Here is an 11,559-nt window from a genome sequence, read left to right on the forward strand (position 1 = left end):
ATATTGCTATCAAACGGCATCTGCCATGGACACAGCGGACTCCATGTCCACCGCAACGATGCGAGAAACGCCTTGTTCTTGCATGGTCACGCCAATGAGTTGCTCGGCCATTTCCATCGCAATCTTGTTGTGCGAGATGAAAAGAAATTGTGTTTCTTTGGACATGCTCGACACCAGCTTGGCATAACGCTCGGTGTTGGCGTCGTCCAGCGGCGCGTCCACCTCGTCCAGCAAACAAAACGGTGCTGGGTTGAGTTGGAAAATCGCAAACACCAAGGCAATCGCGGTCAGCGCTTTTTCGCCGCCCGAGAGCAAGTGGATGGTTTGGTTTTTCTTGCCAGGCGGCTGGGCCAGCACTTGCACGCCGGCGTCCAAAATCTCGTCGCCGGTCATGACCAAGCGCGCATTGCCGCCACCGAACAGCTCGGGGAACATGCGGCCAAAGTGTTCGTTGACGATCTTGAAGGTGCCGCCCAAGAGCTCGCGGGTTTCGCCATCAATCTTGCGAATGGCGTCTTCCAGCGTGTTCATCGCGTCGGTCAAGTCTTTGGTTTGTGCGTCCAAGAACAGCTTGCGTTCGCTGGCACTGGCCAGCTCTTCCAACGCGGCCAAGTTCACAGCGCCCAAGGCGGTGATGTCGCGGTGCAAGCGGTCAATCTCGCCTTGCAAACCACCCAAGCGCACGTTGTTGGCGAGGATGGAGGCGGACACGGCTTCGAGGTCGGCTTCGGCGTCTGTGAGCAGTTGTGTGTATTGCTCCAACCCCAAACGAGCGGCTTGCTCTTTGAGTTGGAAGTCGGTGATGCGTTGGCGCAAAGGCTCTAGCTCACGCTCCAGTTGCAAGCGGCGTTCGTCGCTGGCACGCAGTTTGGTGGTGAGGTCGTCGTACTCGCTGCGCTTGGCACCCAAGGCGGCTTCGCGCTCCATCTTGATGTTGAGGGCGTTTTGCAAGCCCGCTTGCGCGGCGGCATCGGTCAAGCGTGTGAGGTCTTCTTGCACACGTTGCTCTTCCGTCGCGACCGAGGCGGCTTGTTGCGTGGCCGTGTCGATGATGCGTTTGAGTTCGGCTTCGCGTGTAGCCAAGCTGCGTTGCGAAAACTGGGCTTCTTGGGCTTGACGCTCCAAGCTGCGTTGTTGCTCGCGGCTGTCGTTCAAACGGCGCTCGGCGTTGATGACGGCTTCGTCCAACTGAGCGTGACGCTCTTGGCTGTCGGCCAGCTGCATGTCCAGCTCTTCAAAGCGGGCTTCGGCTGTGGCACGGCGTTCTTGCAAGTCGGCCAACTGGGCTTCGACCTCAGACAAATCACCACTGATTTGCTCGCTGCGCGCGCGGGTTTGCTCGGCCAATTGGCTCAGACGCAAGGTTTCCACTTGGAGCTCGTGGGCAGTGGCTTGTGCAGCCGTAGCTTCAGCACGAATGCTGATCAAGCGCTGAGATGATTCGCTGTACGCGGCCTCGGCACGCACCAAAGTGTTACGCGCTTCATCTGCGATGAAGGCTTGGGCCTTGCTGCTCTTGTCGAGGTTTTCAATTTCTTGGGCGCGTGCTAACAAGCCCGACTGCGCGTTGTCTTGCGCGTAAAAACTCACGCTGTGTGCGCTGATGGCGTGGCCGCTGGGCACATAAATCACTTGACCCGGTTGCAAGCTGCTGCGCTTGGCCAAAGCTTCGTCGAGGTTGAGGGCTGTGAAGCAGCCGTTGAGCCAGTCGGTCAACAGGGCTTTTTGGCCTGCATCGTTCAGACGCAACAAATCCGAAAGGCGTGGTAACGCGCTTTGCGCGTCGGGGGCGGCAGCGCTAGGCGCTGTGTAAAACGCCAACTTGGCAGGCGGTGCATCGGTTTGGAACGCACGCACGATGTCCAAACGAGACACTTCCAGCGAAGCCATGCGCTCGCGCAAAGCGGCTTCCAACGCGTTTTCCCAACCTGCTTCGATGTGGATGCGGCTCCACAAGGCTTGCAAACCATCCAAGCCGTGCTTGGCCAACCAAGGCTTGAGCTTGTCATCGGTCTGCACTTTTTCTTGCAGCGCTTTGAGGGCTTCCAAACGGGCCGAAATGTCGGCTTGCTTGGTTTGTTCAGCGTTCACGGCCTGCTGCGCTGTGCGGCGTGCGTCGTCGAGCACGGGCACATTGGCTTGCAACTCTTCCAGTTGGGCCGCCGTCACCTCGGCGTGGGCTTGCGCCTCTTGCAACTGGTCTTTGAGGTTGTTCAGGCGCACTTCATCGGGTGCGGCCAAGGCATTTTTGTCGGCGCTCAGGCGCTCTTGGCGGGCGTTGAGGCTGCGGCTTTGTTCTTCGATGTTGCGCTGGTCCGCGGCCAACACTTGGATTTGCTGCTGCACTTGGGCCACGCTGCCGCGTTGCTCGCTGCTGCGCTGTTGGGCGACGCGCAAGGCATCTTCCAGCTCGGGCAGCTGCATGGCCTGCTCTTCCACTTGCGCGGCGAGCATGACGGCTTTTTCTTCGCCATCCATGGCCATCGAGGCCAGGTTTTCAATCTCTTGCTGCGCTTGTTCGCTTTGCGCTGCCCAATGCGCGGTTTGCTCTTTGATCTGAATCAGGCGGGCTTCCGCGCGTTGGCGGCCTTCCACCACAAAACGGATTTCAGCTTCTAAGCGCCCCACTTCGGCGCTGGCTTCGTACAACGAGCCTTGCGCTTGGTTCACTTGGTCGCCCGCCGCATAGTGGGCTTGGCGCACGGTTTCTAAGTCTGCTTCGATGTGGCGCAAATCAGCAATGCGCGACTCCAGGTCGTTCACCGCTTTGTCGGCTTGGGTTTTGATGCCCACTTGGTCAGCTTCGGCCTCAGCACGACGCAAGAACCACAGCTGGTGCTGCTTCAAGGTCACATCGGCGTTGAGCGCGTGGTAGCGCTGGGCCACTTCGGCTTGTTTTTCGAGCTTCTCAAGGTTGGCATTCAACTCGCGCAAGATGTCTTCCACGCGGGTCAAGTTCTCGCGGGTGTCGCTCAGGCGGTTTTCGGTTTCGCGGCGGCGCTCTTTGTATTTGGAAACACCCGCAGCTTCTTCCAAGAACAAACGCAGTTCTTCGGGCTTGGATTCAATGATGCGGCTGATGGTGCCTTGGCCAATGATGGCGTAGGCGCGTGGGCCCAAACCTGTGCCCAAGAACACGTCTTGCACGTCACGGCGACGCACAGGTTGGTTATTGATGTAGTAGCTAGAGCCACCATCACGCGTCAGCACACGCTTGACCGCGATTTCTGGGAACTGGCTCCATTGGCCGCCTGCACGGTGGTCGGCGTTGTCAAACACCAATTCCACGCTCGAGCGGCTGGCCGCTTTGCGGGTGGTGGTGCCGTTGAAAATGACGTCTTGCATGGACTCGCCACGCAGCTCGGACGCTTTGGACTCGCCCAGCACCCAGCGCACAGCATCCATGATGTTGGATTTGCCGCAGCCGTTGGGGCCTACCACGCCGACCAATTGGCCGGGCAACAGGAAATTGGTGGGTTCCGCAAATGACTTGAAACCCGATAACTTGATTGAATTCAGACGCACTGAAAAGCCTCTCTAGACACAGCCTGAATCATAAAGCGCTGAGGCACGCGCGAACTTCGACCAGCAAGGTCTTCAAACTAGGAACTAATGCAGTAAAGATGGGGCCTGTCACGTCCAGCGGCTTCTCGCGGCTGGTTTGGTACAGGTCAGTCATGGCTTGGGCCAAGGACTCGGTCGCAAACAAAGGCATGAAGCCCTTCAAGGCATGGAGCGAATGTTCGACCTTCAAGGCGTCGCCCGCTGCCAAACCCGCTTGAATGATGGCCATTTCTTGGGTCAAACTTTGCTCAAACGTCATCACCAGCTCGCGCAATTGGCCCGCTTCAAAAGCGAACTCTTTGGCACGGGTCAGGTCAAGCAAGGGAGATATAGACATAAGGTTCAGATTGATCACAGAGCGCGGGGATAATAGCAGCCATGAACCCCCTTCTTTCGAGCCTTCAGCCCTATCCTTTTGAGCGGCTGAAGCAACTTTTCTCTACTGTCACACCCAACCCTGCGTATGCGCCTATCAGCCTAGGCATTGGCGAGCCACGCCACGCCACGCCACAGTTGGTGCTGGACGCGTTGGCCAAAGCCACCGCACAGTTGGCCGCCTACCCTGCCACCGCGGGTTTGCCTGCTTTGCGCGAATCGTGTGTGAACTGGATGCAGCGCCGCTATGGTTTGAAGCTGGACGCTGCCACGCAAGTGCTGCCGGTCAACGGCTCACGCGAAGCTTTGTTTGCCTTTGCCCAGACGGTGATTGACCCCACACGCGATGCGGTGGTGGTGTGCCCTAACCCGTTCTACCAAATCTACGAAGGTGCCGCGCTGTTGGCCGGTGCCCAAACCTATTACGCGCCCAGCGATCCTGCGTTGAATTTCAACGTCAACTGGGACAGCGTGCCTGCCGACGTGTGGGCCAAAACCCAGCTGCTGTTTGTGTGCTCACCCGGCAACCCCACGGGCGCGGTGATGCCCATGAGCGACTGGGAAAAGCTGTTTGCTTTGAGCGACAAATACGGTTTTGTGATTGCCAGCGACGAGTGCTACAGCGAAATCTATTTCCGCGAAGAAGCGCCTTTGGGTGGCCTAGAAGCTGCCACCAAGCTCGGTCGCACCGACTTTAAAAACTTGGTGGCCTTCACCAGCTTGTCCAAGCGCAGCAATGTGCCGGGCATGCGCAGTGGTTTTGTGGCGGGTGACGCCAACATCCTTAAACAGTTCTTGCTGTACCGCACGTATCACGGCTCTGCCATGAGCGGCATGGTGCAAGCGGCCAGCATTGCCGCGTGGGACGACGAAGCCCATGTGGTGGCCAACCGTGAGCAATACCGCCAAAAGTTCGCGGCTGTCACCCCACTGCTCGAAGCGGTGATGGATGTGCGTTTGCCCGATGCTGGTTTTTACCTGTGGGCGGCAGTTCCAGGAGGAGACGATGTGGCCTTCGCACGCGACTTGCTGGCTCAATACAATGTGACAGTGCTGCCGGGCAGCTACCTTGCTCGCGAGGCCCAAGGTTTCAACCCCGGTGCAGGTCGAATTCGCATGGCCTTGGTGGCCGAAACTGCCGAGTGCTTAGAAGCCGCGCAACGCATCGTGGCGTTCATCAAACAAAACCATTCCTGATTCCTTTCTTAATTTCAACGTAGAGAAGACAACCATGACTCAACACCAACTCCAACACGTCATCGACAACGCTTGGGACAACCGCGCCAACATCAGCATTGACAACGCAACACACGAAGTGCGCGATGCTGTGGACCACGTGATTGCCGAATTGAACGCTGGCCGCTTGCGCGTGGCCACCCGTGAAGGCGTGGGCCAATGGACGGTTCACCAATGGTTGAAGAAAGCGGTGTTGTTGTCCTTCCGTTTGAAAGACAACCGCCTCATGAAGTCGGGCGACTTGGCTTTCTACGACAAAGTGGACACCAAGTTCGGCCACATGACTGAAGACGAACTCAAAGCCGCTGGCGTGCGCGTGGTGCCGCCAGCTGTGGCACGTCGCGGTAGCTTTGTGGCTGCAGGCGCGATTTTGATGCCCTCTTACGTGAACATCGGTGCCTATGTGGACAGCGGCACCATGGTCGACACATGGGCCACCGTGGGCTCATGCGCACAAATCGGCAAGAACGTGCACTTGTCTGGCGGCGTGGGCATTGGCGGCGTGTTGGAGCCATTGCAAGCCAACCCCACCATCATTGAAGACAACTGCTTCATCGGCGCGCGCTCTGAAGTGGTGGAAGGCGTCATCATCGAAGAAAACTCCGTGCTCGGCATGGGCGTGTTCATCGGTCAATCGACCCCCATCTTCGACCGCGCCACAGGCGAAATCACATACGGTCGCGTGGCCTCTGGCTCTGTGGTCGTCAGCGGCAACATTCCTAAAGTGGCGGCCAACGGCGCGCCTTACAGCATGTACGCCGCCATCGTGGTCAAACGCGTGGACGCACAAACCCGCTCTAAGACCAGCATCAACGACTTGTTGCGCGATTAATTCGTTTCAAAGCTCTCTCTTCAATGTCTCGCACACTCCAGCTCACCGAGCAACTCATCTCGCGCCCTTCGGTCACCCCCGAGGACGTGGGCTGTTTGGACATCATCACCGCTCGGCTTGCACCCATCGGTTTTGAGTGTGAGCGCATCGACAGCGGGCCAGACACGTTTCGCGTGAGCAACCTGTGGGCTGTTCTGCGCAGCGCACAGGCAAACGCCAAAACACTGGTGTTTGCAGGCCATACCGATGTGGTGCCCACCGGCCCCATCGACCAATGGACCAGCGACCCCTTCACCCCCACCCACCGCGACGGCAAATTGTTTGGCCGTGGTGCCAGCGACATGAAAGCGTCGTTGGCAGCGATGGTGGTGGCGTGTGAAGAATTTGCTCACCACTGTAAAGATCCAGCTATCAATATCGCCTTCTTGCTCACCAGCGACGAAGAAGGGCCTGCACTCGACGGCACCGTCAAAGTGTGCGAAGCCTTGAAGGCCCGCGGCGAAAAGCTCGACTGGTGCATCGTGGGCGAACCCACCTCGGTGGAGCGCACAGGCGACATGATCAAAAACGGCCGACGCGGCACGATGAGCGGCAAGCTCACCGTCAAAGGCGTGCAAGGCCACATTGCCTACCCGCAACTCGCTAAGAACCCTATCCATTTGCTCAGCCCCGCATTGGCTGATTTGGTAGCGATTGAGTGGGACAAGGGCAACGACTTCTTCCCACCCACCAGTTGGCAAGTGAGCAACATCCACGCGGGCACAGGTGCGAGCAACGTGATTCCTGGCGAATGCGTGGTGGATTTCAACTTCCGCTTCTGCACCGAATCTACGCCTGAGCAATTGCAACAGCGCCTGACCGCGGTGCTGCAAAAACACAGCTTGGACTTCGACCTCAAATGGACCATCGGCGGTCTGCCCTTCCTTACCACGCCTGGTGATTTGGTGGGCGCCGTACAACGCGCCATCCACGACGAAACCGGCATTGACACCGAGCTGTCCACCACCGGTGGCACCAGCGACGGACGCTTCATCGCGCAAGTCTGCCCGCAAGTCATTGAGCTTGGCCCACCCAACGCCACCATCCACAAAATCAACGAGTTTGTGGCCGTGGCTGATTTGGACCCCCTGAAAAACATTTACCGCCGTGTGCTGGAACAGCTGCACGGCTTGGCCTCACCGGCCAACACGTCCGCACAATGAACCCATCTATGACACTCAGCGCGCTCATTGCACAGAGCGCGCAGCAGCTTGATGCTGCCCACACCGCAGGCAACTTAAGCTTTGGCCACGGCACCACCAACGCCGCCGACGAAGCCGCCTGGCTGGTGCTGTGGAAGCTGGGTTTGCCGCTCGACACCGATGTGTCGGACGAAGTGCACAACCTCGAACTGCCCGCCGCGCAAGTGGCCAGCGTGCAAGCCTTCATTGAGCACCGCATTGCCAGCCGCAAGCCTGCGGCTTACCTCACGCAAGAAGCGTGGTTGCAAGGCGTGTCGTTCTACATCGATGAACGCGCCATCGTGCCGCGCTCGCTCATCGCCGAAGTCTTGGCCGAAGGCAGCATCGACCCTTGGCTGGACCCCAACACCACACGCGTGCTTGACCTGTGCACGGGCAACGGCAGCCTTGGCATCTTGGCGGCACTGGCTTTTCCAGATATCACGGTGCTTGGACTTGACTTGTCCAAAGATGCTTTGGCTGTGGCCCAAATCAACCTTTCACGTCACGGCCTAGAAGGCCGCATGACGTTGGCCGAATCGGATGGCATGGCCCAAGCCGATGGTGTGTTTGACCTCATCTTGTGCAACCCACCTTATGTGAACGCACAAAGCATGTCTGAGTTGCCTGCCGAATTCAAAGCCGAGCCTGCGCTTGCTTTGGCCGGTGGTGACGACGGCATGGACTTTATTCGCCAAATGCTGCGCGACGCCCCAGCACACATGAGCGAACACGCGGTTTTGGTCTTAGAAATTGGCCACGAACGCGATTACTTTGAAGCAGCCTTTCCTAATTTAGATGTCGTGTGGCTATCGACCAGTGCTGGTGACGACCAGGTCTTACTCCTCACACGCCAGGCGATTGTCGAAGGCGCAAATACACAATGATCACGATTAAAAATGTCACCTTGCGCCGCAGTGCCAAGGTGTTGCTAGAAGGCGCCACCGTCACCCTTAACCCCGGTGAAAAAGTAGGCTTGGTGGGCCGTAACGGCGCGGGTAAATCGTCGCTGTTTGCTTTGCTCAATGGCAACTTGCAAGAAGACACCGGTGAGTTTTACATCCCCACGCAATGGCGCATGGGCCAAGTGTCCCAAGACATGCCAGAGACCGAGCAAAGCGCCACCGAGTTCGTGATTGAAGGCGACACCGTGCTGAACGATGCACGCGCCGAAGTGGCCGCAGCAGAAACCACCGACGACGGCGAGCGTTTGGGCAACGCCTACATGGCGCTGTACGACGCAGGCGAGCACGATGCGCAGTCACGCGCACAAGCGCTCATCTTGGGTCTGGGCTTTAAAACCACCGAGCTCGACAACCCTGTGAACAGCTTCTCCGGCGGCTGGCGCATGCGCTTGCAATTGGCGCGCGCGCTGATGTGCCCGTCTGATTTGCTGCTGCTTGACGAACCCACCAACCACTTGGACTTGGACGCGTTGGTGTGGCTGGAAGCGTGGCTCAAGCGCTACGAAGGCACGATGGTGGTCATCAGCCATGACCGCGAATTTTTGGATGCGGTGACCAACGTCACCCTGCACATCGACGCAGGCAAGCTGGTGCGCTACGGCGGCAACTACAGCAAGTTTGAAGACATGCGTGCTGAGCAAATGGAGCTGCAACAAAACGCCTTTGCCAAACAGCAAGACAAGATTGCGCATTTGCAAAAGTTCATTGCACGCTTCAAGGCCAAGGCCAGCAAAGCCAAGCAAGCGCAGAGCCGCGTCAAGGCTTTGGACCGCATGGAAAAAATTGCGCCGTTGTTGGCCGACGCCGACTTCAGCTTTGAATTCAAAGAACCCGCCAACTTGCCCAACCCCATGCTGAGCATGCAAGGCGTGAGCGTGGGCTACCCCGCGCCTGTCGACGCACCTGCGGGCACCCCACCCACGGTCATCGTTCACAACGTCAGCCGCTCGGTGCTGGCCGGTCAGCGCATTGGCATCTTGGGTGCCAACGGCCAAGGTAAATCCACGTTGGTCAAAACCATCGCACGTGATTTGCAAGCCATTGGCGGTGAAGTGACCGAAGGCAAGGGCCTGAACATCGGCTACTTTGCGCAGCAAGAACTCGACGTGTTGCACCCCGCAGACAACCCGCTTGACCACATGATTGCGTTGGCGAAAAAACTCACCATCGACGGCAAACTGGCTGGCCAAGCCACGCGCGAGCAAGACTTGCGCAGCTTCTTGGGCCAATTCAACTTTGGCGGCGACATGGTCAAGCAAGCCGTGGGCAGCATGAGCGGCGGCGAAAAAGCCCGTCTCGTGCTGTGCATGTTGGTGTGGCAACGCCCCAACCTCTTGCTGATGGACGAGCCCACCAACCACTTGGACCTCGCCACCCGCGAAGCGCTGAGCATGGCGCTGAACGAATTTGAAGGCACCGTGATGCTGGTCAGCCATGACCGTGCGTTGTTGCGTGCGGTGTGTGACGAGTTCTGGATGGTGTCACGCGGCGGCGTGGAGCCGTTTGATGGCGACTTGGACGACTACCAACGCTACCTGCTCGACGAAGGCAAACGCCTACGTGCAGAGGCAGTGGCCGCTGCCAATGCGGCGGCGCTCAAGCCTGCCGTTGTGGCGCCAGTGGCTCAAGTTGCAGCGCCTGTTGTGCAAGCGGCTGCGCCTGCAGCGAAGACGGCTGCGCCTATGGCTTCTCGTGACCAACGCAAAGAAGATGCACAGCTGCGCAAAGACATCAACGAGAAAAAACGTCCGTTGAAAAAAGAGATGGATGGCGTGGAGAAAACCATGGCCACGCTCGAGTCTGAAAAGACGGCGTTGCACGACAAACTCGCCACACCCCTGCCCCCTGCTGAAATTGCCGAAGCCGGCAAGCGCCTCAAAGCGGTGGAAGACGAATTGGCCGAGCTAGAAGTGCGTTGGCTAGAGCTGACTGAGGCGATGGATGCGATAGAAGCTGCGATGGCTTAAATCATTTAAATGAAGCGCGCACTTAACTGCGCGCTGCACCAAATGATGGCGGGGAACGCACACAGCCACGCCCAGAAAAATCGGTTCAAGCCAAAGAACCAAAACACCAAAAAGTGAAACAGCGCCGCCACGGCGCAAAACACAGCGGCGAGTCGTGGGTCGACCAAGCTGATGGGAAACAAAATTTCCCACACGATGAAGCCCCACGAGCCCAGCATGGCCAGCCACTTGTTGAGCAGCGGGTGTGTGGCCGACAACGGCCCGTAAATGGCACCGTTCAAAAAGATGGTCATGGCTGAGCCATTGCGCCATTCACGGCGCAGCAGCTTCACCGCACCCGACATGAAATACGACGTGATGGCTTGAATGGCGATGTACCAAAAACCCGCTTGCCAGCCCAGCTCAACATGGACCAAAGCCCCCACCACTTGCGAGATGAGCAAGCCCGTGAGCACCACCAAGGTCATGAAGTCGCTGCCCCCGTTGAACGCACCTCGCCAGCGGATGAGGATGAGCAAGTTGCCCACAAACAAAAACCCAATCAGCGGCAACGATGCGCCCTGCACTGCCAACGCAACCGCCGCACACAGGCGCAACACCAAATGCAGCTGATGCATCTGCGGCTTGAAAAGCACATCGAATAAAGCACGCACAGGCGCGTTAGGAATATCAGCCCGTTGTAAGGGCCAAGACCAAAACGCATCGTCTGCGGTGTACTTGCCCATGCGCAAGTATTCCAGCGTTTGAATCGTGAGGCTCCAAGCAAACACCAACTCGGTGGCGCGAATAGCCATCAAGGTAGGCGCGTCGACCAAAGCGTGAATGAACGTCTGCATGAACCCAGCACTTAACATGTGGCGGCCTCCACTGGCGAGGTCATCATCACTTGCGTGTCCACAGTTTCAGAGCGGCCATCCAGCACCATGCGCAGTTCAAACTGGCGGTGTGTGAAGTTCACATCACGTGCGCGCAGCACTTGGTCACATAGGCGCTGCATCATCTTGTAGCTCACCAAACCGCGTGGGTCCGCGCCCTCGGGCAAGTCATACAAATCGGCCCAAAAATGGTCCACCATGTTTTGCTGGGCTAGACCCATGTTGGTGTCTGGGTTGTGCACGAGATGGCTCAGTCGGCGCACGCGGCGCGGATAAATCAGCACCCACTCGGACCACTGCAGCTCACCCGAAGCCAGTTGCACCGCCGAGCGTGCGTAGAGATGCGGCACATGCCCCACCGCATGAAAGAACTTCCAATTCGGAAAAAACGCGCGCAGCAAAAACAGCCAAGGCCCCTTGATGATGGGAGTCTTGACGACAAGCGTGGCGATGAGCACCAAGAAATACAAAACGAACAAAACTTCGGTCATAAGCGTGAAATTCTAGACACGAAGAAGCGCGTCT

Annotated in this window: 9 protein-coding genes; 5 read left to right on the forward strand and 4 right to left on the reverse strand. The window is 58.0% G+C overall.

The genetic code is table 11. The annotated features are described in order from the left end of the window. Nucleotides 1–9: 9 nt before the first annotated feature. Together smc and QMG15_RS06505 are read right to left on the reverse strand one after the other, a co-directional pair. Complete coding sequence (smc, locus tag QMG15_RS06500) at nt 10–3,525, reverse strand: chromosome segregation protein SMC (RefSeq protein WP_281790039.1); 3,516 nt, start codon at nt 3,523–3,525, stop codon at nt 10–12. Between the two features lie 28 nt (nt 3,526–3,553). Further along, nucleotides 3,554–3,901 (reverse strand): Hpt domain-containing protein, encoded by a 348-nt coding sequence (locus tag QMG15_RS06505; RefSeq protein ID WP_281790040.1) that lies wholly within the window; start codon nt 3,899–3,901, stop codon nt 3,554–3,556. A gap of 41 nt (nt 3,902–3,942) precedes the next feature. On the opposite strand from QMG15_RS06505, the gene dapC reads away from it, so the two are divergent. From dapC to QMG15_RS06530, 5 genes are read left to right on the forward strand one after another with little or no spacing between them, the layout of a single operon-like run. Beyond that, nucleotides 3,943–5,136: a succinyldiaminopimelate transaminase gene (gene dapC / locus QMG15_RS06510; protein WP_281790041.1), complete on the forward strand. Its 1,194-nt coding sequence runs from the start codon at nt 3,943–3,945 to the stop codon at nt 5,134–5,136. Between the two features lie 34 nt (nt 5,137–5,170). Further along, on the forward strand, nt 5,171–6,007 hold the full coding sequence (gene dapD / locus QMG15_RS06515) for a 2,3,4,5-tetrahydropyridine-2,6-dicarboxylate N-succinyltransferase (protein ID WP_281787916.1): 837 nt from the start codon (nt 5,171–5,173) through the stop codon (nt 6,005–6,007). A 23-nt stretch (nt 6,008–6,030) separates the two neighbouring features. Continuing rightward, complete coding sequence (dapE, locus tag QMG15_RS06520; protein WP_281787917.1) at nt 6,031–7,209, forward strand: succinyl-diaminopimelate desuccinylase; 1,179 nt, start codon at nt 6,031–6,033, stop codon at nt 7,207–7,209. Between the two features lie 8 nt (nt 7,210–7,217). After that, complete coding sequence (prmB, locus tag QMG15_RS06525) at nt 7,218–8,114, forward strand: 50S ribosomal protein L3 N(5)-glutamine methyltransferase (RefSeq protein WP_281787918.1); 897 nt, start codon at nt 7,218–7,220, stop codon at nt 8,112–8,114. Continuing rightward, nucleotides 8,111–10,159 (forward strand): ATP-binding cassette domain-containing protein, encoded by a 2,049-nt coding sequence (locus QMG15_RS06530; RefSeq protein WP_281787919.1) that lies wholly within the window; start codon nt 8,111–8,113, stop codon nt 10,157–10,159. Before prmB ends, QMG15_RS06530 begins: the two co-directional genes overlap by 4 nt. Before the next feature lie 5 nt (nt 10,160–10,164). Here QMG15_RS06530 and QMG15_RS06535 read toward each other — a convergent pair whose 3' ends face one another. Beyond that, entirely contained in the window at nt 10,165–10,995 is an 831-nt protein-coding gene (locus QMG15_RS06535; protein WP_281787920.1) for a hypothetical protein, read from the reverse strand. 11 nt (nt 10,996–11,006) lie between these two features. Next, a complete protein-coding gene (locus QMG15_RS06540) occupies nt 11,007–11,525 on the reverse strand; it encodes a hypothetical protein (RefSeq protein ID WP_281787921.1) in 519 nt (172 codons plus the stop codon). Nucleotides 11,526–11,559: the final 34 nt, after the last annotated feature.

The organism is Limnohabitans sp. INBF002 (genome assembly GCF_027924905.1).
GTDB lineage: Bacteria > Pseudomonadota > Gammaproteobacteria > Burkholderiales > Burkholderiaceae_C > Limnohabitans.